This is a genomic window from Olsenella intestinalis (assembly GCF_023276655.1).
GTDB classification, from domain to species: Bacteria; Actinomycetota; Coriobacteriia; order Coriobacteriales; family Atopobiaceae; genus Olsenella_J; species Olsenella_J intestinalis.
Window position 1 is genome coordinate 432760 of record NZ_JALGRK010000002.1, and the last position, 24543, is coordinate 457302.

Sequence of the window (24543 nt, forward strand, 5' to 3'; positions counted from 1 at the left end):
ATGAGCGAGCTTGACGAGATCAGGCGTGACATAGACCGGATCGACAACCAGATCGTGGAGCTGTTCCTCGAGCGCATGGCGTGCGCGGAGCGGGTTGCCGACTACAAGGCGGCCCGCGGGCTTCCCGTGCTGGACCGCAGCCGCGAGCGCGCTCTTCTCGCCCAGCGCGCGGGACAGGTCCCGCCCGAGATGCGCACCTACGTGGAGGTGCTGTTCCAGCTGCTCATGGAGGCGTCGCGCAACCGCCAGGGCGAGCGCGTGGGCCGCACGAGCGAGGTCGCCGAGGCGATCGGCGCGGCGCTCGCGGAGTCGCCGGCGACGTTCCCGCGCGAGGCGTTCGTGGCGTGCCAGGGCGTCGAGGGCGCCTACCAGCAGATCGCGACCGACCGCATGTTCCGCCACGCGCAGATCAGCTACCTCGACTCGTTCGAGGCGGTCTTTCGCGCCGTCGAGGAGGGGCTCTGCGAGTACGGCGTCGTGCCGATCGAGAACAGCACCGCCGGCTCGGTCACGCGCGTGTTCGACCTCATGATGGACCACAGCTTCCACATCGTGCGCACGTGCCGCCTCAAGATCGACCACAACCTGCTCGCGCTGCCGGGTGCCACGCTCGAGGGCATCCGCCACGTCTACAGCCACGAGCAGGCCATCAACCAGTGCGGCGAGTACCTGCGCTCCATGGGCGACGTCCAGGTCCACGTGTGCGAGAACACGGCCGTGGCCTCGAAGATGGTCGCCGAGGGCGGACGCAGCGACGTGGCCGCGCTCGCGTCGCTGCCCTGCGCCGACATCTACGACCTCGTGCCGCTCGCGAAGAGCGTCCAGGACCGCGGCAACAACTACACGCGCTTCGCCTGCATCGCGAAGCAGCTCACGATCTTCGCGGGCGCCACGCGCAGCAGCCTCATGCTGACGCTCCCGCACGAGCCCGGCTCGCTCTACAAGGTCCTCGCCAAGTTCTTCGAGCTCGACATCAACATCGTCAAGCTCGAGAGCCGCCCCATCCCCGAGCGCGACTTCGAGTTCATGTTCTACTTCGACGTGGACTGCCCGGCGGCTTCGCCCGAGTTCCGCACGCTGATCTCGTCGCTCGGTGACGTGTGCGACGAGTTCCGCTACCTCGGCAGCTACGCGGAGGTGGTCTAGGTGGCGACGGAGGGCGAGCGAGACGCGACCCCCTTCGGCCTGCTGGGCAGGAAGCTCGGCCACAGCTGGTCGCCGCAGATTCACGCGGCGCTCGGGAGCTGGCCGTACCGCCTCGTCGAGCTCGAGCCCGACGAGGTCGAGCCCTTCGTGCGCGGGCGCGAGGATTGGCAGGGGCTCAACGTCACGATTCCCTACAAGGCCGAGGCCGCGCGCCTCGCCGACGCGCGCTCCGAGCGCGTGCGCCGCCTGGGCGTCGCGAACACGCTGGTCAGGCGCAAGGACGGCACGATCTTCGCCGACAACACCGATGTGCTGGGGTTCTCGTGGCTGCTCGAGGACTTCTGCCGGCGCGAGCTCGGCGCAAGCGCGCGCGAGGCGCTGGGCGGCCGCGAGGCCATCGTGCTGGGCTCGGGCGGCGCGAGCCGCGCCGTGGTGCCCGTGCTGAGAGACGCCGGGTGTCGCACGAGCGTCATCTCGCGCACCGGCGAGGACACCTATAAGACCCTGCTCGAGCGCCACGCAGACACCGCGCTCGTGGTCAACACCACGCCCGTGGGAACCTACCCCGACTGCCCCGCCTCTCCCCTCAAGCCCGGCGTCCTCGAGCGCATAGGGTCGCTCGCGGGCGTGGTCGACGTGGTCTACAACCCCGAGCGCACGGGCATCTGCCTTGAGGCCGAGAGGCTCCACATCCCCTCGCAGTCGGGACTCGGCATGCTCGTCTCGCAGGCGTACTTTGCCAGCCAGCTTTTCCAGGGCAGGAGCCTGCCCTCGCATCTCGTGGGCGACATCTGCCAAGACATCGCCCACAAGAGCCGCAACATCGCGCTCATCGGCATGCCCGGCGTGGGCAAGACCACGACGGGCCGCCAGCTCGCGCGCATCGAGAACCGGCCGTTCGTCGACCTCGACGACGCCTTCGAGATCGCGCACGGCATGAGCGCCGCCGAGTGCATCGAGCGGCGCGGCGAGGAGGAGTTCCGCCGCCTCGAGACCGCGGCCTGCGCCGACTGGTGCTCGCGCTCGGGGCTCGTGGTGTCGTGCGGCGGGGGCATCGTCACCAGGCCCGAGAACTACGCTCTTCTCCACCAGAACGCGACCATCGTGATGCTCGAGCGCCCCATCGAGGAGCTCTCGCAGAGGGGGCGTCCGCTCTCGCAGGACCGCGGCGTCGAGGAGCTCGCGCGACAGCGCATGCATCTCTACCAACAGTGGGCTGACCTGCGGATTCAATGTACGGGAAGCCCCCAGGGTGACGCACGTGAAATCCTGGCCGCGCTGGGGAGGCCCGTGGCGTAGGCGTCTTCCACGCTCGCCCCGCGACACGCTACGCACACCGTTTTCACTATGGTTTTCGCAACGCGTCGGACGGTGCGACCCTATACTTGCAAAGGTTTGATTGCGATGGGCGCGCGTGCGCCCCACGAAGGAATTGGAGTCCGTCGAGACATGGGTGTGAACGAAGCTGCAGCGGAGGTACTCAGGAGCGTCGGAGGCAAGCGCAACGTTCTGGCCAACTCGCTCTGCATGACGAGGCTACGCATCAGGGTCGCGAACCCCACCATCGTCGACAAGCAGGCTCTCAATTCCATCGAGGGCGTGCTCGGCACCACCACCCGTGGCGCGGACGGGTTCGAGGTCGTCTTCGGTCCCCGCGTCGTCGCGGACGTGTTCGAGTCCTTCGCCGGCCTCACGGGGCTTCCGCCGACCATCGAGGCGGCCCTTCCCGTCACGAGCTTCTCCCCCTCCCGCCTGAGCGTGCAGATCACCTCGCAGGGCGGCCAGGTCGCCTCTGCCGCCGACATGGCGAGCACCCTCGACGACTTCGACGACGACGAGGACGCCCCCGAGGCACCCGCCCCGGCCGACGACGACGCCGCGGAGTCCGACGCGAGCGAGCTCGAGCGCATGCTGCTCGGCGGCGAGGACGACTTCGAGGACGAGGCCGACGACCTCGACGACGAGGACGAGGACGGCCTGAGGCTGCTCGTCATCAACGGCCCCAACATCAACATGCTCGGCGTGCGCGAGCCCGACGTCTACGGCAAGCAGGACTTCTCGGCGCTGCTCGAGCTCTGCAAGCAGGTCGCGTCCAAGGAGGGCTTCGTCGACTGCCTCTGCTTCCAGTCGAACCACGAGGGCGACATCGTCGACAAGATCCAGGACGCCTACCAGGTGTTCGACGGCATCGTCATCAACCCCGGCGCCTACACCCACACCTCCGTCGCGATTCTCGACGCGCTCAAGGCGGTGTCGATCCCCGCAATCGAGGTTCACATCTCCAACGTCGACGAGCGCGAGGAGTTCCGCAAGGTCTCCTACGTGAGGGCCGCCTGCTTCGAGACGATCTCGGGCATGGGCATCGACGGCTACCGCAAGGCAATCGAGGACATGGCCAGCCACCTCAGGGGATAGCCTGGGCGCGACTCAGTCGACCATGCGATACGAAAGAAACAAGGCCTCGGGGGCACGCCCTCGAGGCCTTTTCAACTGCAGAACCGCCGCGTCCGCTAGCGGCACATCCAGACGGCACCGTCGCTGACGATGACGTCGACCGGCACGTCGTGCGGGTCGCTCGGCAGCGGGTTTCCGCTGAGCTGCATCGTGCGGGCAAGCCCGATCTTGGTCCCGCGATAGTGCGAGAGGAAGTTGTCGTAGTAGCCGGCGCCGTATCCGACGCGGTAGCCCTTGGAGTCGAACACGAGACCGGGCACGAGGCACACCGACTCCTCCAGCTCGTCGCCGTTGACCGGCGCGACGCCCGTGCCGCAGACGGGCTCGAGCACGCCGCGCGACCCACGCCTCAGCCCGTCGAGCGACCCGACGGAGTAGAACGCGAGGGAGCGTGGGCCGCCGACGCAGCGCGGCAGGGCGACCGTCTTGCCGGCATCCCAGGCGTCCTCGATGATGCCGCGCGTCGCAACCTCGTCGCGGAACGGCACGTATGCCAGAACCAGAGAGGCCTCCCGATAGGCCGGGCACGCCTTCAGGTGGTCGCGCACCTCGGCGTCAACGCGACGCCGCAGCGCGGGCGACATGTTGGAGGAAAGGGAGAGGTAGCCGTTGCGAAGCGCCTGCTTGCTTGCGTCCTCACCGTATGAACTAGCCACGAACCCTCCCCTCTTTACATACAAACAGCGTACACTTTACCGTATTCGAGCGCACTCGATATATGATAGTTCGAATCTTGTTAACCTCACCTTCACCATTGAGACACCAGGAACCGCATGAGAGAGCCAGAAACCGTACGCATTGCGGGCACGAGCGTCCCCGTCACGAGAAAGCGCATCCGCCGCGTCAACCTCAAGGTCCGCGCCGACGCGACGATCGCCGTCAGTGCCCCCTACGGCTATCCCCTCGCAAAGATCCAGGACTTCGCCGACGAGAAGAGCGACTGGGTCGAGCAGCGGCTCGCTCGGGTCGCGACCATCCGCGACCGCGAGGCTGGGCACTGGGCAGACGGCGGCAGCGTGAGCCTGCTCGGGACGCCGCTGCACGTCACCCACGTCACCGACGCCCCCACGAAGCGCGCGCAGTCGGTCGAGCGCGAGGGCGAAAAACTCCGCATCCACCTGAGGGCCGACCTCGAAGCCGACGAGCGCGACGCCGAGGCCCGTCGCCTCGTGGAGGCCTGGCTCAAGCAGCAGCTCGCCCAGATCCTGCCCGACGTCTTCGAGCGCCTCCAGGATCGATGCGCCATCCACTGCTCGGGCTGGCGCATCCGCCGCATGAAGACCCGCTGGGGCTCCTGCAACACCAAGACGCGCATGATCACCATAAATGCCCAGCTCGTCGAGTACCCCATCGAGTGCCTCGAGTCCGTCGTGGTCCACGAGCTCTGCCACCTGCTCGAGCCCAGCCACAACGCGCGCTTCCACCGCCTCCTCGACGCCTACTACCCGAGGAACCGCGAGGCGCGCAGGATCCTCAACGCCACGCCCCCGCGCAGATAGACGGCCACAGACGCCGCCCGATGCCGTACCATAGACAGGTATGTGAACGCACGACAAGGAGAGACAATGCCCAACGAAGGTAGCTACGAGGCCGCGCTCAGGCGCAGCAACGAGATACAGGCCGACATCGACGCCGGCAAGACCGAGAAGTACACGATGCTGACCGGCGACCGTCCCACCGGACGCCTCCACCTCGGCCACTACTTCGGCACGCTCGTCGAGCGCGTCCGCCTGCAGAACCTCGGCGTCAAGACCAACGTCATCATCGCCGACTACCAGGTCATCACAGACCGCGACACGACCGAGCACATCCAGGACAACGTCTACAACATGGTCATGGACTACCTGGCCTGCGGCATCGACCCCGCCAAGACGATGATCTTCACCCACTCCGCCGTGCCCGCGGCCAACCAGCTCATGCTGCCGTTCCTCTCCCTCGTGAGCGAGGCGGAGCTGCAGCGCAACCCCACGGTCAAGGCGGAGATGGAGGCCTCCGGCCACTCGCTCACGGGCCTTCTCCTCACCTATCCGGTCCATCAGGCCTGTGACATCCTCTTCTGCAAGGGCAACATCGTGCCCGTCGGCCGCGACCAGCTGCCCCACATCGAGGTCACGAGCAAGATCGCCCGCCGCTTCAACAGCCGCTTCGGCAACGTCTTCCCCGAGGTCTCGGGCCTTCTCACCTCGAACCCCCTCATCCCCGGCCTCGACGGCCGCAAGATGAGCAAGTCCTACGGCAACGCCATCTCCATCTCCATGACCGAGGAGGAGACCGCCAAGCTCATCAAGAAGTCCAAGACCGACTCCGAGCGCATGATCACCTTCGACCCGGACAACCGCCCTGGCGTCTCCGCCCTGCTCACGACCGCCGGCATCTGCACCGGCCGTGACCCGCGCGAGATCGCCGACGAGATCGGCAACGGCGGCGGCGGGGCCCTCAAGAGCTACGTCACCGAGGCCGTCAACTCCTACTTCGCGCCCATCCGCGAGCGCCGCCACGAGTTCGAGGGCGACCTCGACTACGTCCGCGACGTCCTCGCCGACGGCAACAAGCGCGCCAACGCCATCGCCGAGCAGACCCTCGGCGAGGTCCGCGAGGCCATGGGCATGAGCTACTAGCCCACACGCACCCAGAACCAATGACGGGGCGGCACCTCAGGGTGTCGCCCTTTTCTCATGCCGAGAAGAGCCAAGGCCACGATCCGACGGCGCCCTTGGCCCGGCGACGCCCTGCCCTCGAGCCATCTTCGCCCGCGCGAGACGCCCTCGCCCGAGAGCCTCGGCACAAAAGAGCGCCCCCATCTCTGGGGGCGCCTTTCGTTCAGTCTCTTGTCCCGGCTTGTTACGCGGGAATGACCAGCATCGCGATCGTGAGGACGATGATGGAGGCAACGGCCACGGACGCGACGATCTTGAGGGCGAACTTGAACCACGTGCTGTACTCAACACGGGACAGGGCAAGGCCACCCATGATCGCGCCGGAGGTCGGGGTGATCAGGTTCACGGCGCCAGAGGCGGCGGAGAAGACCATGACCATGACGGCGGGGTTGAAGCCGAGCTGCGCAGCCAGGGGCCCCATGATCGGCATGGAGACGGTAGCCATGCCGGAGGTCGAGGGGATGAGGAACGACAGCAGGAAGTAGAGCAGGTAGGAGCCGATAGCGAAGACGACGCCAGAGGTGCCGGAAAGCGCGCTAGCAGCAGAGTTGAGGACGTAGTCCGCAAGGCCGGTGGAGCTCATGAGGACGGAGACGCCACGGGAGACGGCGATGATCATGACGACGGACATCATGTCGCCGGCGCCGGCCATGAACTCGTCGACGATCTCGTGCTCGGAGAGGCCGCCCACGATGCCGATGATGATTGCGAGCAGGAGGAACCAGGTGGTGGACTCGGCGAAGTACCACTTGCCGAGCGGGGTGCCGGTCAGGAAGGCAGACCAGCCGGCGTTGTCGACGACCTCGGTCGCGAGCTCGCCCTTGACCTCGTTCTTGAAGGTGAGGACGCCGTCATCGGCGTACTTCTCGGCGATGTCATCGCCAGTGACCTCGGTAACCTCCTCGTGGCTGGAGGCACCAGCCACGAAGGCGTTGACGCCCAGGTCCTCCCAGGGAATGAAGGAGATGACCATGACGATGAAGGCGGCAGCGAAGATGACGAGGACGCCCTTCTGCTTGCCGGTGAGCGCGAGGTTCTTCTCGCCCGTCTCGTCGTTGGCGTAGGCAGCCTCGGCGTTCTCGATCTCGGTGGCGCTCATGAGCGTGCGAGAGGGGTCGGCCTTGACGCGCTTGGCGTAGCTGAGGACGAAGAACACGGCGATCGCGTAGGTCACGAGAAGCAGGATGAGGCCGAGGCCGATGATGACGGCCTGGTCAACTGCGATGTCGAGACCGGTGAGGGCCGCGGAGGCAACGCCGGTGGCGAACGGGTTGACGGTGGAGCCGAGGCAACCAACGCCAGCGCCGAGCAGGACGATCATGGCACCCGTGAGGGAGTCATAGCCTGCAGCCATCATGGTCGCGGAGAGGAGGGCGTAGAAGCCGACGGTCTCCTCGCACATGCCGTAGGTGGTGCCGCCGAACGCGAAGATGGCCATGAGGATGGGGATGAGGGCCATCTCCTTGCCGTTCATCTTGTTGACGAGGACGGCAATGCCGGTGGACAGGGCGTCCGTCTTGTTCACGATGCCGAGGAAGCCACCGAGGACCATGACGAACAGGCAGACGTCGATGGCGTCAGCGAAGCCCTTGGCCGGAGCCATGAGGAAGTCGCCGAGCGTGGCGCCCTTGACGTCGGGGGTGATGTTGCCAACGATGATCGTGATGATCGCCACGATGGCAAGTAGGATGAAGATGATGGAGAAGGAGGTAAGCATCTCCCTCTTCTTCTTCTTCGGCTGCGTCGTCGTATCAGACATGACCGCAACTCCTTTCGATGCTCTGAGGCATCTGTCGTACGTACAGAAACTCCCAAGAAACTGAAACTGAACATAAAGCGAACTGTTCGTCCATACACTCTACACGCATCGAATGAATCAAACAAGGGGTTTCTTGCGCCAGTTGGTGAGCGGGCGGGATTTGGCGCGAAAGACTTCCGGTCACCTAAAACATACCGTTCCCACTGGATTTTCGACCATCTGCCGTATTTCCAAACTGTCCTATTGGATGATTTACCTGCAGGGACATTCAAATCACAATATGTATGAATGCTGAAGCCACAGTTTGTACATATATGAATCAGACCGAGAGACCGAAAATTCTAAGTGCATAAATACTAGTCTGTATGCATGACGAACTGCGAAGTGATCTCGCGCAAACGTTTGTACGAAGGCATCCGTAAAAGTTGACGTACCGCCACAAAAGAGGGACCCCCGAGGGAGGCCCCTTCACCTTGCCGTTGCCGACGAGAGGCTAGTCGAACTTCTCGTGCATGTAGGCGCTCAGGGTCGAGAGGCCCTCGCGAAGCGTGGCCTCTGGGGCACAGTAGCCAAGGCGCGCACCACGTGGGAGGTCGAAGCGGCTGCCCGGAACGAGGAGGACGCCCGTGTCCCGCAGCAGGTCCAGGCAGAACGACTCGTCGTCGACGGGAATGTCGAGTCGCATGTAGCTTACGCTGACGCCCTTGGGCGGAATCCAGCTCGCACGCCTCTCCCCCGCCATCCACTCGTTCACGATCTCGCGGTTAGTGCGGATGATCTTGAGGTTGCGCTCGATGACGCGCTCGCGATTCCTGAGGACGTAGGTGGCCAGTGCGTCATTGAAGACGCCGCTGCAGATCATGGTGTAGTCGCGAAGCACGCGCATGCGGTCGGCAAGCTCCTTGTTGGAGACGGTCCAGCCGCAACGGGCCGCAGGCACGCTGTAGTCCTTGCTCACGCTGTTGGTGCAGACGCCCTTGTCGTAGAGGTCGACGATGCTCGTGCACTTCTCGGGCTCCTCGAGGGGGAAGAACACCTCGTCGCAGAGGACCCAGGCATCCACGCTGCGGGCGATCTCGACGATCTCCTCCATGGCCTCCGTCGTGATGACGGCGCCGAGCGGGTTGCTCGCGTTGTTGATGCAGATGAGCTTCGTGTCCGGCCTGACGAGCTTCTTGAGCTCGTCGATGCGCGGCTGCCAGCCATCCTCCTCGTGGATGACCCAGTGATCGACCTCGGCGCCAAGCGCCTCGGGGAGGTCGTAGAGGGGCTGGTAGGTCGGGTACTCAGCGACCACGTGGTCTCCCGGCTCGACGAGCGCCATGATCGCGTTGAGGTTGGCGCCGGTGCCGCCGTTCATCTGAAGCACGTTGTCAGGGTCGACGCTCTTGTAGAGCTTCGCGACCTCCTGCTTGAACTCGGCCGATCCCTCGATCCAGCCATAGTTCATCTTCTCGCGGTTGAGCTGATCGTAGAAGGTAGAGCCGCCCTGGCCGTCGAGCTCGAGGATCTCGCCCATGGTGAGACTCGCGATGGTGCTCTGGGCTATGTCGAGACGAGCCTCGTGCTCGTAGTCGTTGAGGAAGGCCTCGACACCGATCGTCTTGATTCTCATGCACACTCCCCCATTGCCGATGAGTTTAGGAACGAAGTGCTAGACAGAAAAAGCCCCAGCCCGCAGCGCGGACTGGGGCCGAGAGGCATCTCCTAGAAGACGGCGATGAAGCCGGTGGCAACCATGGGGATGCTGACGAGACCGAGGATCGCGACGATGACAGCAGCGATGACCTCGCCCTTGGACATGCCACTTCCGGCCTCCTTGCGCGCCTTGGCGTAGAAGATGAAGCCGGGGATGTAGCCGAGGCAGGCCAGGAGCATGAAGGCCCAGCCGGAGAGGATGACGGTGACGACCTGGAAGGCGACGGCGATCACGCCGAAGACGACGTTGAGGACGTCGTGGTCCTGGACGCCGATCTTCACCTGGTAGGCGGCCGCGAGGGTCCAGCTGATGATGATCGTGACCGTGCACATGCTGATGGCGAACGTGTAGGCATCGGCAGCAAAGCTGGAGACGATAAAGAACACCTGGGTGCAGACGCCGACGATGATGAGGGCCATCTGCGGGGCGCCCTTCTTGTTCATCTTGTTCCAGCTGGCGGGCAGCAGGTGCTCGTTGCTCATGTCGCTGGAGGTCTCGGCAGGCAGCATCGTGAAGGAGAGCCAGGAGCCGAGGACGCTGACGATGATGGCGACGCTCAGGAAGGTGCCACCCCAACCGGGGGCGAGCTTCTCAAAGACCGTGACGGTCGCGGGGCTAGGTGCGGCGACGAGCTCCTCGTAGGGCATGACGCCGTAGGGAAGCACAGACGCGCCGATGTAGAGGACGAGAAGGACGAGGAGGCCGATGATCGTGGCCTTGCCGACGTCGCTCTTGCGCTCGGCACGGGCGCTCATGACGCAGGCGCCCTCGATGCCGATGAACATCCACATCATGATGAGCAGGCAGTTGATGACCTGGGTGCCAAGGTCACCAAGCTCTACGCCCGCCTCGTTCATAAGCACCACGTTGCGCTCCATCGTGCCCCAGAAGTCGGCAGTGAAGACGCCGGCATTGAAGGAGATGATGCAGAAGCCGATGAAGACGAGAATCGAGGCGACCTTGACGACCATGACGACGGCGTTCAGGGTGGCAGCGCTCTCGACGCCGTTGATGACGAGGAAGGTGATGATCCAGAGGATGACGGAGACCGCCACGATCGCCATCACGTTCGGGTTGCCGGCCTCGCCGGTGCTGAAGATGTCGGGCATGGCGCCGGCGAGGGTCTGGGCGACCATCGTGGCGAAGCCGACGTTGCCGAGCCATGCGGAGAGCCAGTAGCCCCAGCCGCTGAGGAAGCCGGAGAACGGGCCGAAGCCCTCGGTCGCATACTGGAACAGACCGTTGATCTCAGGCCTCTTGGCGCCAAGGTTGGCGAGGGCGAGAGCCAGGAACAGGAAGCCGAGACCAGCGATCAGCCAGGAGACGAGAGCACCACCGGGGCTCGCAGCGTTTGCGAGCTGACCGGCCGTGGCGAACACGCCCGAGCCGATGCAGGAGCTGACAACCATGCCGACGAGGGCGATGAGCCCCAGTCCCTTCTTGTCGGACATCGATGAACCTCCAATGCATAGTGCGAACAGGACACGCCCCAACAGGGACAAACGTCAGACGGCCGACGACCACAAGACGCATGTCCGATGGCCAATCACGACGACAAAACACAGAGAAACCATTGTTTAGTTGGCAAATAAAAAAGGGGCGCCGCGCAATGCGGCGCCCCGAAAGGCACAACCTCTTACTTGAGGGTGGCGTACATGACAGCCTTGATGGTGTGCATGCGGTTCTCGGCCTCGTCGAAAACCTTGGAAGCGCGGGACTCGAAGACCTCGTCCGTGACCTCCATCTCGGTGATGCCGAACTTCTTCGCAACCTCGGCACCCTTGGTGGTCTTGGTGTCGTGGAAGGAGGGCAGGCAGTGCAGGAAGATGCAGTCGTCCTGAGCCTGGGCCATGACGTCGGAGGTGACGCGGTAGGGCTCCATCAGAGGGATGCGCTCCTTGTAGAGCTCGTCGGGCTCGCCCATGGACACCCAGATGTCGGTGTAGATGGCGGAAGCGTCCTTGACGCCCTCGTGGACATCCTCGGTGATCTTGATCGTGGAGCCGTTCTCCGCGGCGATGGCGCGGCACTGCTCGACGAGGGCAGCCTCGGGCATGTTGGCCTTGGGGCCACAAGCGACGAAGTTCACGCCCAGCTTGGCGCAGACGACCATGAGGGAGTTGCCGACGTTGTTGCCAGCGTCGCCCATGAAGGTGAGGGTGCGGCCCTTGATGTCGTTGTTGAAGTTCTCCTTGAAGGTAAGGATGTCAGCGAGCATCTGCGTGGGGTGGAACTCGTTGGTGAGGCCGTTCCACACGGGGACGCCGGCGTAGTGAGCGAGCTCCTCGACCTTCTCCTGCTCGAAGCCACGGTACTCGATGCCGTCGAACATGCGGCCGAGGACGCGAGCGGTGTCGGCGATGGACTCCTTGTGGCCCATCTGGGAGCCGGAGGGATCAAGGTAGGTGACGCCCATGCCGAGGTCGTAGGCGCCGACCTCGAAGGAGCAACGGGTGCGCGTGGAGGTCTTCTCGAAGAGAAGGGCGACGTTCTTGCCCTCGAGGTAACGGTGAGGGATGCCGGCGCGCTTCATGTTCTTGAAGTCGACGGAGAGGTCGAGCAGGTAGTTGATCTCCTCGGGGGTGAAGTCGAGGAGCTTCAGGAAGTGACGACCACGAAGGTTAACGCCCATGTTCTAGATCCTTTCGATGTTTCTTTGCGCCGATGGCGCCAGGTACAAACATTCAGAGTCCGGAGGTGCTTGCGCACCCCCGGACGGTGAATCAAAGAGAGACTTAGATGTCCTCGCGAGCGAAGGGCATGCTCATGCAGCGGGGGCCACCACGGCCGCGGGAGAGCTCCGCGGACGGAACGACGATGAGGTCCAGGCCCTCCTTGTAGAGGACGTCGTTGGTGACGGAGTTGCGCTGGTAGACGCAAATCTTGCCAGGAGCGACGCAGAGGGTGTTGGAGCCATCGTTCCACTGCTCGCGAGCAGCCGCGACGGGGTCGCCGCCACCGCACTTGATGAGCTTGACGGCATCGAGGCCGAGGGCCTTGGCGAGAATGTTCTCGAGGGTGTCAACCATCTCCTCGATCTTGAGCTCGCCGTCGACGGCGCCCTTGGTGATCTTGAAGACCTGGAGGGTGCCCATGATGCCCGGGTGGATGGTGAACTTGTCGACGTCGATCTGCGTGAAGACGGTGTCGAGGTGCATGAAGGCACGGGACGCCGGGATGTTGAAGGCGTAGATCGTGTCGATCTCGCAGCCCTTGTCGCCCCAGAACATGTTGCGGGCGAGGGAGTCAATGGCAGCAGCCTGCGTACGCTGGGAGATGCCAATGGCCAGGGTGTGGGCGTTGAGGTTCAGGACGTCGCCGCCCTCGGTGTGGTAGGCGCTGTCGCGACGGTACCAGAGGGGAGCGTCCTTGTACTCGGGGTGATCGCGGAAGATGTACTTGCCGAGAAGGGTCTCGCGGTTACGCGTGACGGAGTACATGTGGTTGAGGTTGACGCCCTTGCCGACGATCGCGAACGGGTCGCGAGTGAAGTAGGTGTTGGGCATCGGGTCGATCAGGAGGTCGGTGACGGCGTCCTGGTCGTCGACGATCGCGGAGAGGCTGCCGGAGCCGTGGGGAATGTCGAGCTCGTTCTTGCGGATGCCGGCGATGCACTTCTCGACGAAGGCCTGGGTGTCGGTGATGGAGTCCATGAACTCCTTCACGGCAGCGCGGGTGTTGTGGCCGCGCAGGCCGGACTCGTCAAGCCACTGCTCGGTGAACTCGTCACGGGAGCCAGCGGCGTCGAGAGCCTCGGCGGTGAGCTTCTCGAGGTAGAGAACCTCAACACCCTCGTTGCGGAGGAGCTCCGCAAACTTGTCGTGCTCCGCCTGTGCGACCTCCAGGAAGGGGATGTCGTCGAACAGAAGGCGCTCAAGGTCGTCGGGGGTGAGGTTCAGAAGCTCCTCGCCGGGACGATGAAGGCAGACCTTCTTCAGGGGGCCAATTTCGCTGTGGACGTAGAGCCCGTTAGCCATGGTTCCTCCCACTCCTTTCGTGCCAGAAGACTTCTTCCGACACACGAATCTAATACTCTGCAGCCGGATCTGAGGGCGCCGGAGGCACTCTGGCTCCGCTGCAGTACCAACAATAACGCCAAAAGCGAATATATCCAATATCAATTTGAAATTTTTTTCACAGCGCCCCTCGGGAGGGGGAACGGTAGCATCTGGCCTACAGACGGTAGGAAGATATGAATATCGCGTTGAGGGCATGGCTTCTACCTGCGCTAATTTAACGCTCAGGCGAGAAAAGCATACCGTTCAGGCTTCCCGGCAAGCCGAAAAACGGAGGACTGGAACGCTCTCGACACAGTTTGGAAATATACATGTTTAGAGAATAGAATCGCGATTTTATGTAACAGGGAACAACTTTCCGAAGAACCTTTCATATAGGGGTATATCGACCTTCGAAAACCAGGCGCCAGCCGAGATGCGATGAAATCGGGCTCGGGAGGACGTCTCGACGCACGCCCTCGGCGATAATGCCCATAGCGAATGCCGCGCGAGGCGGCAAGGGACTCCGGAAGGTGGGTAGCAATAGTGCGCCTTGAGATAGAGAGAATGGCCTACGGCGCCGACGCGATCGCGCGCGACGAGGCCGGAAAGACCGTGTTCGTGGCGGGCGGCGTTCCCGGCGACGTCGTCGAGGCCGAGGTCACGTCCGAGGCAAGCAGCTACTCCCGCGCGCGTGTGACCGAGGTGCTCGAGCCCTCCGCGGACCGCGTACGTCCTGCCTGCCCCTACGCCGACGTCTGCGGCGGATGCCCCTGGGCGCACATGGCCTACGACGCGCAGGCGCGCGCCAAGCGCGAGGGCGTCGTGGACGCCCTCAGGCGCATCGGGCACTTCGATCCCGAGCGGGCCGACGAGCTCGTGGGCACGCTCCTCTCCCCCTCCGACGAGTGGGGCTACCGCAACAAGATCGAGCTCGCGTTCGAGCGCGGGCCCAAGCGCGTGACCATCGGCATGCACGGCGCCGGCGACGCGGGCGTCGTGAAGGTGGGAGCCTGCGCCCTTCTCGACAAGAAGTTCCAGAAGATGCCCAAGGCCGTGTCGGGCGCGCTCACGTACCTCGCGAACTCGCACGGCATCAGGCTCGACCGCGTGGGCATCAGGGCGTCCAGGCGCACCGGCGAGGTCGAGGTCGCGCTCTGGACGCAGCCGGGGCCGTTCCCGCGCGCGCAGGCGGCCAAGATCCTCGGCGACGCGGCCAAGACCACCTCGGTCGTGCGCGTGATGGTGAAGGGGCCGACCAAGGCCCGCCGGATCGTGGGCGTCGAGCGCCTCTCGGGCAAGGGCAGCTGGGGCGAGCAGATCGCGGGCGAGCGCATGGCCGTGAGCGCCCCGTCGTTCTTCCAGGTCAACACCGTCGCGGCGGAGAGGCTCGTCGAGCTCGTACTCGAGGGGCTGGCGCCCGGCGAGGGCGACGAGGCTATGGACCTCTACTGCGGCGCGGGCACCTTCACGCTCCCGCTGGCGAGAAGAGCCTCCTTCGTCTCTGCGGTCGAGTCCTACGGCCCGGCCGTGCGCGACCTCAGGCGCAACCTCGAGTGCGCGCACCTCGAGAACGTGGACGCCCAGGGCGGCGACGCGGGCCGCGAGTTCCCCGACACCGACGCCGACGTGATCGTGGTCGACCCGCCGCGCGCGGGCCTCGCCGAGGAGGTCGTGGCCAAGCTGAGCAAGCAGCCGGCGCGCGCCATCGCCTACGTGTCCTGCGACCCGGCCACGCTCGCGCGCGACCTCGCTCGCTTCGAGGAGGCCGGCACCTTCGAGGTCGCGTCCGTCACGCCCGTGGACCTCTTCCCGCAGACCTTCCACGTCGAGAACGTCTGCATCCTGCGCCGCCGCTAGCCGCGGCGCGCGACAATGGGTCCCACAGGGCAACGAGGTCGGGAGGAAGCATGAGGAAGACGGCACTTTCCGTTGCGCTCGCCTGCACGCTTGCGGCGGGCCTCGGCGCCTGCGCGCAGCAGCCGCAGCAACAGCAGACTCAGCAGGGCGAGCAACAGGGCCAGCAGCAACAGTCGCAGCAGGCACAGGGCCAGACCCAAGACGCGCAGGCAGCAACGTCGCGCGAGGGCTTCTCGGTGCGCGAGATCTCCGACGACCTCTTCGAGCGCATGCGCAGCGGCCGCACCTACAAGGACGACTGCGTGGTGCCCCGCGAGGACCTGAGATACCTGACCGTGCTGCACAAGGACAAGGCCGGCAACACCCACCAGGGCGAGATGGTCTGCCACAAGCTCATCGCGCAGGACGTGCTCGAGATCTTCGAGCGGCTCTACGACGCCGGCTACCCCATCGAGCGCATGGTCCTGCCCGACAACTACCTGGCCGACGACGAGACCATGATGCGCGACAACAACTCGTCGTGCTTCAACTTCCGCTTCATCTCGCACACCAACAAGGTCTCGAAGCACGGCCTGGGCATGGCGGTCGACATCAACACGCTCTACAACCCGTACCACAAGGTGGTCACGGCCGAGGACGGGAGCCAGACCGAGGTGATCGAGCCCGCCACGGGGGCGCCCTACCTCGACCGCGACCAGGACTTCGACTACAAGATCGAGAAGGGCGACCTCTGCTACCAGCTCTTTCTCGAGAAGGGCTTCGAATGGGGCGGCGACTGGGAGGACCGCAAGGACTACCAGCACTTCGAGCTGCCCACGAGCGTGACCGACACCTACGCGCAGGCCTACGCCAGGTAGGCGACAACGCACAACCAGGCGGGACCGCCCGCCACGTAAGGAGAAGAGCTTGATACTCGCATCAGGATCGCCCAGGCGCCGAGAAATCCTCGAGGACCTCGGCATCTCCCCCATCGTCCGCCCCGCCGACGTCGACGAGACGCCGCGCGAGGGCGAGTCGCCCACGGAGCTCGTCGAGCGCCTCGCGTGCGCCAAGGCCGAGGCCTGCGCGGCAGACCTTCCCGCCGAGCTCGCCGGCCAGACCGTGCTCGCCGCCGACACGATCGTATGGCGCGAGGGCGGCCACGCGCTCGGCAAGCCCGCAAACGACGACCAGGCCCGAGCCATGCTCGAGGAGCTCTCAGGCGCCACACACCACGTCTCCACGGGCGTCTGCCTGCTCGTCCGCTCGGGCGGCCGAGAAGAGCGCGTCTCCTTCCACGAGACCACCGACGTGCGCTTCCGCACCCTCTCGGCCGAAGAGATTGGCGCCTACGTCCGCTCGGGCGAGCCGGCAGACAAGGCGGGCTCCTACGGCATCCAGGGACTGGGGCGCCTGCTCGTCTCCGGCATCGAGGGCGACTACTACAATGTTGTGGGCCTCCCCGTGACGCGCACGCTCTGCGAGCTCGACCGCGTGCTCGAGCGACGGGGCGGCGACGAGAACATCACACGGATACTGGAGGGACTCAGATGAGCACAATCCGCGGAGCCGAGGCCATCTCGGGCGTGTACGCCGCAAACGTGACCATGGAGGACGGCGCTTCCGGCTGCACCGTCATCGTCTGCCCCAAGGGCGCCACCGGCGGCGTCGACGTGCGCGGCGGCGCGCCCGCGACCCGCGAGACCGACCTGCTGCGCCCCGAGGAGACCGTCAACGTCCTGCACGCCGTCGTCCTCTCGGGCGGCAGCGCCTTTGGCCTGGCCACCTCCTGCGGCGTCGCCGAGGAGCTCGAGCGCCGCGGCATCGGCCTCAACGTGGGCGTCGGTGTCGTCCCCATCGTGAGCTCCGCCTGCCTCTTCGACCTCATGGTCGGCGACCCCAAGGTTCGCCCCTCGGCCAACGAGGGCGCCGAGGCAGTTCGCGTCGCGCTGGACGAGAAGAGCACGCTCGCCAGCGGAAACGTGGGTGCGGGCTGCGGCTGCAGCGTGGGCAAGCTCGCCGGCCCCGACCACGCCATGAAGGCGGGGCTCGGTCAGGCCGTCGCCCACGAGGGCCCGCTGGCCTGCGCCGCCATAAGCGCCGTCAACGCGGCCGGCAACGTCCGCGACCCCGAGACCGGCGCCTGGATCGCCGGCATCACCGACGACGCGGGCGAGCACGTGGTCTCCCCCGCCGCCGCGATCTCCAACATCGCGGCCGGCGCCGCCAGGCTCTCCTTCCGCACGAACACGACCATCTCGTGCGTCGTGACCAACGCCCGCCTCACCAAGGCCGACGCCACCAAGGTCGCCCAGATGGCCGCCGACGCCTACGCGCACGCCATCTGGCCCACCCACACCACCAACGACGGCGACACCGTCTTCGTCATGGCGACCGGCGAGGTGGACATGCCCGTCGACGTGGTGGGCGCCACGGCCACGGTCGCCCTCGAGCAGGCGATCGCCGACGCCGCCCGCAGCGCGAAGGGCGCCTACGGCCTCAAGGCGGCCTGCGACCTAGCCTAAACACACGACACCGAGAAGAGCCGCGGCCTAGCCCCCGGCTCTTCTCGGCATTAGTGCTTGTCCGCGCTCGAAACGGCTTGCATGCCCCCTAGCGATTGCGCTTGTCGCGAACGGACCCGCGCTCCCGCCTACGTGACGCGACCAGCGAGACAAGGCCAAGCGCGGCGCAAGACAAGGGCAACGCAAGCGGCGTGACGTCGCCAGTCTTGGGGGTCGCCGCCTTGCTCGGGGCAGCCTTCGCGGACGCGCCGGCCGAGCCGTCATCGGTGCCCGTGCCGCCGTCCACACCCGCCTCGCCAGAGGATGGCGCCTCCAGGACATTGAAGCCCACTGCCACATCGTCGCCGTCGACGAACGTCGCCGTCAGCTCGTGGTCACCGGCCGAGAGCGTCTCGAGGTAGGCGGGCGAGAGGGTGATCACCACAGACCCCGCGACGGCCGTGTAGCCGTCCTTGGGGACCTCGACGCCATCGACCCTCAGGCCGGAGAACGTGTCGATGGTCCTCTCGTCGTTCACGTTGCGCTTGAAGGCGAACTCAAGCCCATCTGAGCCGCCCTTCGTCCAGGAGCCGCCCTCGCCCCTCACGACCGTGTAGACGATCTTGGCATCCTTCACCGCAGCCTCGGCGGCCTCAAGCCTCTTCAGCGCGTCGGGGCTCACCTTTGCCTTCTGAACGTCGGTCAGCGCGTCGTAGGCCGCGCGCGCAGCCTCGATGGCGTCCCTGTCGTCTGCCGTGACCTTGTCAGGTGCGGGCAGATCGTTCATCTCACCCGTCACCTCGTCGGCCCTCACCTTGTCGTCGACTGCCCTCTCAAGCTCGGCCTGGGCCTCCATCACGGCCGCCTCGGCCTCGTCGACCTCGCCCTTGGTAGGGTTGTCCTTGCTCGACGTCTCCTTCGCCTTGTCAACTGCCGCCCTCAGCTTGCCCACCGCTCTGCTGACGTCGGGGTCGTCCATGCCGGCCGGGTCATCCCCGCCGGTGGGATTGAGCATCTCCTCGGCCTTCTTGATTGCCTCATCCAGCCCGCCCTTGTCAGCGGGAACGATCCTGAAGTCCTGCGTCACGGCGGACGGGAGCCTGTAGTTGAGGTTCGACAGGCGGGACGCCGTGGCGGTGTAGGGGCCGCCCACCTCCGTCTGCTCGCCCGTGACCGTGACCTCGCAGACGTCGCCTTCCACCAGCCCGGTGGCCGTCGCGGTCGGCTTCTGCGGGGAGCCGGTGTAGGGAAGCTCCGTGTCGGCCCAGCTCAGACCGACCTCCCTCTGGCCGATGGAGAAGTCCCTCTCCTGCGTTCCCCAAAGCGCGTAGTTCTTGTTCGTAAGCCCTGACGCCGTCGCGTGGTAGCCACCAATGTCCTTCTCCGCGCCAGATATCGTCACCTCGCAGACGTCGCCGTTCACCAGGTCGTCAGAGTTGACCGTTGCCGTCGGGGCCTGCGGCTGCCCGTTGTACGTGAAGCGCACGACCTCTCCCCACTGAACGCTGACCCGCTTCGGACTTACCGTAAGGGTGCCGGTCTCGAACACGATGTCGTAGTTGTCACTGGTCAAGCCCGAGGGCGTGATGGCATAGCTCCCCACGTCGCCATACTGCTCGTAGTCGTAGGAGAAGGCCAGGGTGCCGCCGAGGGTGCTCTCATCGTCGCCAGCCGCAAAGCCACTGTAAGTGACCCCGTCGCTGGCCGGCTCTTCGCCGTAAGTGATGGCCTTGTCATTCGCCTTGACCGTCAGCCTGGCCCTGCCGATCGTGAAGGGCGTCGAAACTTCGGACGGAAGCGCATAATTGAGGTTGTCGACGCCGGTTGCCCTTGCGGTGTAGGGGCCTCCCATGTCCGTCTGCTCGCCCTCCACGTCATCAGTCGCAGACACCTCAGAACTCTCGTCCCGTACGGCCTCGGTCTCTGTTGCGGAGAGAGCACCAGTGGCAGTAGGCTCCGACACCGTCTGCGCCTCATCGGAGGGAGACGCGTCCCGTGTGGTCGCCTGCTCCCCTGCGGCGGGCTCCGCCGCCGTCACGCCATCGCTGCCGAACGCGCGGACCGGAGGCGTCAGCCCAATTGCCAGCGCCACCGCAAGCGCAACGTTGAACGCCTTTCCCGCAAGCGTCTTCCCATGCGTTACATGCTTCATCGGGGCATCCCCTCCGACCAATGCTTCGGCTCTCGCGCACTCGGCCCCCGCCTCGGACACGTCTCCAAGGGAGGTGGCTGCACCTGGACGGCCGGTCACGTCAAAAATAAATCTTAACCAAACATGGGTCCTGAAAAGGGACTCCGACCCGCTGCTCACCGTAGACGGCGCCTCATTATGCGTCGGCGACGCAAGCGTACGCTCACGCCACCTGCGAATCCGACCGCGCAGGGCGCCCCAAGAAGTGAAGAGCGGCCGGACCGACAGACGTCGGTCCGGCCGCATTCGATTCGCTGCATCACGAGCGAAAGCGCAACAGAAGACGAGTGTTCTAGTTGAACTTAACGAGCTTCTGCGCGACGTGGTAGAAGAACAGGGTCGCCTTGGTGCCGTAGGCGCCGGGCAGGTTGGTGGCAAGACCCACGATGCCCTTGCGCGCGCGACGGTACATGCGCGCGTCGAACTGGCGCAGCTCGCTCCAGAGGGCGTCGAGGTTGTCCATCGCGTCCTCCTTGTCGGAGAGCTTGGAGAAGATGGAGCACACGGCCATCATGAGCGTGAAGTAGCCCACCATGTAGCTGCGCAGGCGCGAGCTCTCCACGTCGTCGTAGAGGTGGTAGGCGCGCATCATGATGCGCGTTACGCGCAGCTGCTGGTCGATGCGGCTGACCATGACGTCCTCGTTGACGGACTGGTCGCCTCGGCCGATGAAGTAGCGGTAGAGGTCGACGTCGAGGTAGTAGAGGGTCTTGCAGCGCGGCAGGGGCACGTAGGCGTAGATGTTGTCCACGTAGAAGGTGTGCGCGGGCATGGGGACGCCGCCGGCGCGCAGGACGTCCGTACGGTAGCACAGCGCGTGCATGAGCAGGTTCTGCCAGAGGTTGAAGTGGCCCATCTTGTCCCAGGTGATGATCTTGCCCTTGGGGATGGCGAAGCCGTAGTCCACCGTGGTCTGCTTGTTGTCCTCGACGTGCTCGTAGACGTAGTTGGTGATGACGAGGTCGACGCGGGTCTCGAAGGAGATGAAGCGGCGCAGCTTGGAGAGAAGCTCCTTGAGGGCGTCGCCGTCCACCCAGTCGTCGGAGTCGACGACCTTGAAGTAGGTGCCGTCGGCGTTCTCGAGCGCCTTGAGGACGGCCATGCCGTGGCCGCCGTTCTCCTGGTGGACGGCCTTCACGATCTGGGGATAGCGCTCCTGCCAGGACTTGGCCTTCTCGAAGGTGTCGTCCTTGGTCGAGCCGTCATCGACGACGACGATCTGGACGTCCTCGGCATAGTCGCTGCCCTCGAGGATGGACTCGATGCAGTGGTCCATGTACTCGGAGGAGTTGTAGCAGGGAATGCCGAACGTGAGGGTCTTCTGCATGGATAACCGTCCTTGGTACGCGCACGCGCGCTAGTGGTTGCTGCTGATGATCTCGTCGGAGAGCTCGAGTGCCGAGGCAGTGACGCCATCCATGTCGTAGTAGCGGTACTCAGCGAGGCGACCGACGACGTGGAAGTTCAGGACGCCCTCGACGCGGGCGCGGTACTTCTTGTAGAGCTCGATGTTCTCGGGCTCGTTGATGACGTAGTAGGGGGTCTCGCCGACGCCGGGGATGTAGACGCGGGAGTACTCGCGCAGGATCGTGGTCTTGCCGGGGACGACCTGGCCGGTCATGTTCTTGAACTCCGTGATGCGGGTGAAGTTCTCGGAGACGGTGTAGTTGACCGTGCCGACGGGCTGGAACTGGTCCTTGTCGAGCGTCTCGAAGACCATGTCGACCGTGCGGTACGGGAGGGCGCCGAGGTCGAAGTCGAACAGCTCGTCGAGGGCGCCGGTGTAGATGACCTCGCCGCCGAAGGGCTTGCCGCAGACGTTGACGGAGCGCTCCCCCACCTCGAGGATGTCACGGGCGTCGACGTCGAGGAAGATCGAGATGAGGTCGTGGTCGAGCATGTGCGCGAACATGTCGGTGAAGGAGACCTCGGGCATGCCCTGGTAGGGAGCCTGCGGGAAATAGCGGTCGTCGTCACCGACGAAGACGGGCACGCGGCCCATGACGGCCGGGTCGATCTCGTCGGGGGTCTTGCCCCACTGCTTCATGGTGTAGCGCAGGAAGACGTTCTCGTAGACGTAGTCGGCGATCTCGGAGAGCTCGGGGTCGTTCTTCTCCCTCAGCTCCATGATGGGGACCTTCTTGTCCTGCCCGAAGGTCGCGACGAGCTTCTGGTAGAGGCGCTCGCCCTTCTCGTCACCGAAGGCGATCTTCAGCGACTGGTGGTTGAAGGGAACGGGCATGAGCTGGCCGTGCACGTTGGCAAGGACCTTGTGGGAGTAGTCGGTCCACTCCGTGAAGCGCGAGAGGAACTCGTGCACGCGGTCGTTGGTGGTGTGGTAGATGTGCGGACCGTACTTGTGGATGAGCACGCCCGCCTCGTCCTCGCAGTCGTAGGCGTTGCCCGCGATGTGGTTGCGCCTCTCGAGGATGGCGACCTTGAAGCCGCAGGCCTCCGCCATGCGGCGGGCGCAGACGGCACCCGCGTAGCCCGCCCCGACGACGATGGCGTCATAGGACTGGGGGTTGAATGAGTCGGGCAGACCGCTCTGGATGCTCATGAACTAATCCCTTCAGACCAGCTCCTGCGGGCGAATCCGCAGGTCTCGTACATAAAAGAATCGAGTTAGGGGCATACCCGTGACTCGATTTCGCTAGTGATTCTAACACTCGGCCCTATAATATTGCCCGATGGCACCAAATACCCAGCACCCGTGCACAACTCCGCGAAGTATTCGTGCCTGACCAGCGAAGGGAACCATATATAAGGAGTACACATGAGCGACTTTCTGCAGCGAATGAAGGACAAGGCCAAGGCCGACAAGAAGAAGATCGTCCTGCCCGAGGGCGAGGACGAGCGCGTTCTCGAGGCGGCGCGCGAGATCGCCTCCGAGGGCCTGGCTGACCTCATCATCCTCGGCGACCCCGACAAGATCGACATCGACGGCGTCACCGTCGTCGATCCCAAGAGGGGCGAGAAGCACGAGGAGTACGCGCAGAAGTTCGCCGAGCTGCGCGCCAAGAAGGGCGTCACCATCGAGCAGGCCCGCGAGCAGCTCGACGACGCGACCTACTACGCGACCATGATGGTCAAGATGGGCGACGCCGACGGCCTGGTCTCCGGCGCCTGCCACTCCACCGCGAACACCCTGCGCCCCGCGCTGCAGATCCTCAAGACCGCCCCTGGCACCAAGCTCGTGTCGGCCTTCTTCATCATGTGCACCGGCAAGGAGGAGTACGGCGAGGACGGCACGCTGCTGCTCGCCGACTGCGGCCTCAACATCGACCCCAACGCCGACGAGCTCTCCGAGATCGCCATCGGCTCCGCCGAGTCGTGGAAGTTCTTCATGAGCGACGAGCCCAGGGTCGCGATGCTTTCCTTCTCCACCATGGGCTCCGCCAAGGGCGACACCCCCACCAAGGTCCAGGAGGCCACCAAGCTGGCCAACGAGAAGGCGCCCGAGCTCGCGCTCGACGGCGACCTCCAGCTCGACGCCGCGCTCGTGCCCTCCGTCGCCAACCTCAAGGCGCCGAACTCCAACGTCGCCGGCAAGGCCAACGTCCTGGTCTTCCCCGACCTTCAGTCCGGCAACATCGGCTACAAGCTCGTCCAGCGCTTCGACGACGCCGAGGCCTACGGCCCGATCCTGCAGGGCATCGCGCGCCCGGTGAACGACCTCTCGCGCGGCTGCTCCGCCGAGGACAGCGTGGGCGTCGTCGCGATCACCGCGGTCCAGGCACAGCTCTACAAGTAAGAAACGCTCAGGCAACGCACCGAACGGGACGGGAGGCACCCATGCAGATCGCAATGGCCAATGACCACGCGGGATACCAGCTCAAGATGCAGATCAAGGCATGGCTCGAGGAGCAGGGCCACACGGTGGTCGACTTCGGGACCCACGACGAGGGAAGCTGCGACCTCTCCGACTTCGTGTGCCCGGCCGCACGCGCGGTCTCGCGCGGCGAGTGCGAGAGGGCGATCCTGGTCGACGGCGTCGGCTACGGCAGCGCGATGATCGCCAACAAGTACCGCAACATCTTCGCGTGCGTCTGCCAGGACCCCGTCTGCGCCGAGCTCGCCCGCCAGCACAACGACGCCAACGTGCTCTGCCTGGGCGGCAAGCTCATCGGACCGGTGCTTGCGATGGCCGTCGTCAAGACGTGGATGGAGACTGACGCGCTCACGGACGAGAAGTACGTCCGCCGTCGCGACAAGGTCTTCGAGATCGACGCGGAGCGCACGACCGAGGTCGAGTAGGGCGCAACGCATACGCAAGGAACGGGGAGGGTCGCGCGGATG

Annotated in this window: 20 protein-coding genes; 11 read left to right on the forward strand and 9 right to left on the reverse strand. The window is 65.1% G+C overall.

From position 1 onward, the window contains the following. The 3 genes from M5D76_RS06670 to aroQ all read left to right on the forward strand — a co-directional run bounded on the left by M5D76_RS06670 (position 1) and on the right by aroQ (position 3561). Entirely contained in the window at positions 1–1146 is a 1146-nt protein-coding gene (locus tag M5D76_RS06670) for a bifunctional chorismate mutase/prephenate dehydratase (RefSeq protein WP_248922608.1), read from the forward strand. Beyond that, positions 1147–2445: a shikimate kinase gene (locus M5D76_RS06675; protein ID WP_248922609.1), complete on the forward strand. Its 1299-nt coding sequence runs from the start codon at positions 1147–1149 to the stop codon at positions 2443–2445. It begins immediately after the preceding gene. 150 nt (positions 2446–2595) lie between these two features. Further along, the gene (gene aroQ, locus M5D76_RS06680) at positions 2596–3561 is read left to right on the forward strand and encodes a type II 3-dehydroquinate dehydratase (protein WP_248922610.1); all 966 of its coding nucleotides are present in this window, start codon (positions 2596–2598) and stop codon (positions 3559–3561) included. Between the two features lie 95 nt (positions 3562–3656). On the opposite strand, the gene M5D76_RS06685 is transcribed toward aroQ, so the two are convergent. Further along, a complete protein-coding gene (locus M5D76_RS06685) occupies positions 3657–4256 on the reverse strand; it encodes a 5-formyltetrahydrofolate cyclo-ligase (RefSeq protein WP_248922611.1) in 600 nt (199 codons plus the stop codon). A gap of 117 nt (positions 4257–4373) precedes the next feature. Between M5D76_RS06685 and M5D76_RS06690 the strand changes: the two genes are divergently transcribed. Both M5D76_RS06690 and trpS read left to right on the forward strand, forming a co-directional pair. Continuing rightward, complete coding sequence (locus M5D76_RS06690; RefSeq protein ID WP_248922612.1) at positions 4374–5099, forward strand: M48 family metallopeptidase; 726 nt, start codon at positions 4374–4376, stop codon at positions 5097–5099. Between the two features lie 66 nt (positions 5100–5165). Further along, entirely contained in the window at positions 5166–6218 is a 1053-nt protein-coding gene (gene trpS, locus M5D76_RS06695; RefSeq protein ID WP_248922613.1) for a tryptophan--tRNA ligase, read from the forward strand. Between the two features lie 223 nt (positions 6219–6441). Here the strand turns inward: trpS and M5D76_RS06700 are convergent, their stop codons facing one another. The 5 genes from M5D76_RS06700 to arcA form a co-directional block, all read right to left on the reverse strand. Continuing rightward, positions 6442–8016: a YfcC family protein gene (locus M5D76_RS06700; RefSeq protein ID WP_248922614.1), complete on the reverse strand. Its 1575-nt coding sequence runs from the start codon at positions 8014–8016 to the stop codon at positions 6442–6444. 493 nt (positions 8017–8509) lie between these two features. Beyond that, on the reverse strand, positions 8510–9631 hold the full coding sequence (locus M5D76_RS06705) for an aminotransferase (protein ID WP_248922615.1): 1122 nt from the start codon (positions 9629–9631) through the stop codon (positions 8510–8512). Positions 9632–9723: 92 nt separating this feature from the next. Further along, positions 9724–11166, reverse strand: coding sequence for a basic amino acid/polyamine antiporter (locus M5D76_RS06710; protein WP_248922616.1), 1443 nt, complete (start codon positions 11164–11166; stop codon positions 9724–9726). A gap of 185 nt (positions 11167–11351) precedes the next feature. Continuing rightward, positions 11352–12347, reverse strand: a complete 996-nt coding sequence (gene argF, locus M5D76_RS06715; protein ID WP_248922617.1) for an ornithine carbamoyltransferase — start codon at positions 12345–12347, stop codon at positions 11352–11354. Between the two features lie 103 nt (positions 12348–12450). Then, entirely contained in the window at positions 12451–13692 is a 1242-nt protein-coding gene (arcA, locus tag M5D76_RS06720; RefSeq protein WP_248922618.1) for an arginine deiminase, read from the reverse strand. Between the two features lie 564 nt (positions 13693–14256). Between arcA and rlmD the strand changes: the two genes are divergently transcribed. Genes rlmD through M5D76_RS06740 form a run of 4 tightly spaced genes read left to right on the forward strand, consistent with a single transcriptional unit; the run spans position 14257 to position 18074 of the window. Continuing rightward, positions 14257–15570, forward strand: coding sequence for a 23S rRNA (uracil(1939)-C(5))-methyltransferase RlmD (gene rlmD / locus M5D76_RS06725; protein ID WP_248922619.1), 1314 nt, complete (start codon positions 14257–14259; stop codon positions 15568–15570). Positions 15571–15620: 50 nt separating this feature from the next. Then, positions 15621–16427, forward strand: coding sequence for a M15 family metallopeptidase (locus M5D76_RS06730; RefSeq protein WP_248922620.1), 807 nt, complete (start codon positions 15621–15623; stop codon positions 16425–16427). A 49-nt stretch (positions 16428–16476) separates the two neighbouring features. Continuing rightward, on the forward strand, positions 16477–17103 hold the full coding sequence (locus tag M5D76_RS06735; protein ID WP_248922621.1) for a Maf family protein: 627 nt from the start codon (positions 16477–16479) through the stop codon (positions 17101–17103). Beyond that, entirely contained in the window at positions 17100–18074 is a 975-nt protein-coding gene (locus M5D76_RS06740) for a P1 family peptidase (protein WP_248922622.1), read from the forward strand. Before M5D76_RS06735 ends, M5D76_RS06740 begins: the two co-directional genes overlap by 4 nt. A gap of 88 nt (positions 18075–18162) precedes the next feature. Here the strand turns inward: M5D76_RS06740 and M5D76_RS06745 are convergent, their stop codons facing one another. The 3 genes from M5D76_RS06745 to glf all read right to left on the reverse strand — a co-directional run bounded on the left by M5D76_RS06745 (position 18163) and on the right by glf (position 22804). After that, positions 18163–20205: an MBG domain-containing protein gene (locus M5D76_RS06745; RefSeq protein ID WP_248922623.1), complete on the reverse strand. Its 2043-nt coding sequence runs from the start codon at positions 20203–20205 to the stop codon at positions 18163–18165. A gap of 331 nt (positions 20206–20536) precedes the next feature. Further along, the gene (locus tag M5D76_RS06750; protein ID WP_248922624.1) at positions 20537–21571 is read right to left on the reverse strand and encodes a glycosyltransferase family 2 protein; all 1035 of its coding nucleotides are present in this window, start codon (positions 21569–21571) and stop codon (positions 20537–20539) included. A 30-nt stretch (positions 21572–21601) separates the two neighbouring features. Next, positions 21602–22804, reverse strand: a complete 1203-nt coding sequence (gene glf / locus M5D76_RS06755) for a UDP-galactopyranose mutase (RefSeq protein ID WP_248922625.1) — start codon at positions 22802–22804, stop codon at positions 21602–21604. A 216-nt stretch (positions 22805–23020) separates the two neighbouring features. Between glf and pta the strand changes: the two genes are divergently transcribed. Continuing rightward, positions 23021–23998: a phosphate acetyltransferase gene (gene pta, locus M5D76_RS06760; protein ID WP_248922626.1), complete on the forward strand. Its 978-nt coding sequence runs from the start codon at positions 23021–23023 to the stop codon at positions 23996–23998. A 41-nt stretch (positions 23999–24039) separates the two neighbouring features. Continuing rightward, the gene (locus tag M5D76_RS06765; protein ID WP_248922627.1) at positions 24040–24501 is read left to right on the forward strand and encodes an RpiB/LacA/LacB family sugar-phosphate isomerase; all 462 of its coding nucleotides are present in this window, start codon (positions 24040–24042) and stop codon (positions 24499–24501) included. Positions 24502–24543: the final 42 nt, after the last annotated feature.

What these genes read in the sequence shown, in the direction of transcription:
- M5D76_RS06670 (WP_248922608.1), top strand. Translation starts at nt 1, where the DNA reads ATGAGCGAGCTTGACGAGATCAGGCGTGACATAGACCGGATCGACAAC.
- aroQ (WP_248922610.1), top strand. Translation starts at nt 2,596, where the DNA reads ATGGGTGTGAACGAAGCTGCAGCGGAGGTACTCAGGAGCGTCGGAGGC.
- M5D76_RS06690 (WP_248922612.1), top strand. Translation starts at nt 4,374, where the DNA reads ATGAGAGAGCCAGAAACCGTACGCATTGCGGGCACGAGCGTCCCCGTC.
- trpS (WP_248922613.1), top strand. Translation starts at nt 5,166, where the DNA reads ATGCCCAACGAAGGTAGCTACGAGGCCGCGCTCAGGCGCAGCAACGAG.
- M5D76_RS06700 (WP_248922614.1), bottom strand. Translation starts at nt 8,016, where the DNA reads ATGTCTGATACGACGACGCAGCCGAAGAAGAAGAAGAGGGAGATGCTT.
- M5D76_RS06705 (WP_248922615.1), bottom strand. Translation starts at nt 9,631, where the DNA reads ATGAGAATCAAGACGATCGGTGTCGAGGCCTTCCTCAACGACTACGAG.
- M5D76_RS06710 (WP_248922616.1), bottom strand. Translation starts at nt 11,166, where the DNA reads ATGTCCGACAAGAAGGGACTGGGGCTCATCGCCCTCGTCGGCATGGTT.
- argF (WP_248922617.1), bottom strand. Translation starts at nt 12,347, where the DNA reads ATGGGCGTTAACCTTCGTGGTCGTCACTTCCTGAAGCTCCTCGACTTC.
- arcA (WP_248922618.1), bottom strand. Translation starts at nt 13,692, where the DNA reads ATGGCTAACGGGCTCTACGTCCACAGCGAAATTGGCCCCCTGAAGAAG.
- M5D76_RS06730 (WP_248922620.1), top strand. Translation starts at nt 15,621, where the DNA reads ATGAGGAAGACGGCACTTTCCGTTGCGCTCGCCTGCACGCTTGCGGCG.
- M5D76_RS06740 (WP_248922622.1), top strand. Translation starts at nt 17,100, where the DNA reads ATGAGCACAATCCGCGGAGCCGAGGCCATCTCGGGCGTGTACGCCGCA.
- M5D76_RS06745 (WP_248922623.1), bottom strand. Translation starts at nt 20,205, where the DNA reads ATGAAGCATGTAACGCATGGGAAGACGCTTGCGGGAAAGGCGTTCAAC.
- M5D76_RS06750 (WP_248922624.1), bottom strand. Translation starts at nt 21,571, where the DNA reads ATGCAGAAGACCCTCACGTTCGGCATTCCCTGCTACAACTCCTCCGAG.
- glf (WP_248922625.1), bottom strand. Translation starts at nt 22,804, where the DNA reads ATGAGCATCCAGAGCGGTCTGCCCGACTCATTCAACCCCCAGTCCTAT.
- pta (WP_248922626.1), top strand. Translation starts at nt 23,021, where the DNA reads ATGAGCGACTTTCTGCAGCGAATGAAGGACAAGGCCAAGGCCGACAAG.
- M5D76_RS06765 (WP_248922627.1), top strand. Translation starts at nt 24,040, where the DNA reads ATGCAGATCGCAATGGCCAATGACCACGCGGGATACCAGCTCAAGATG.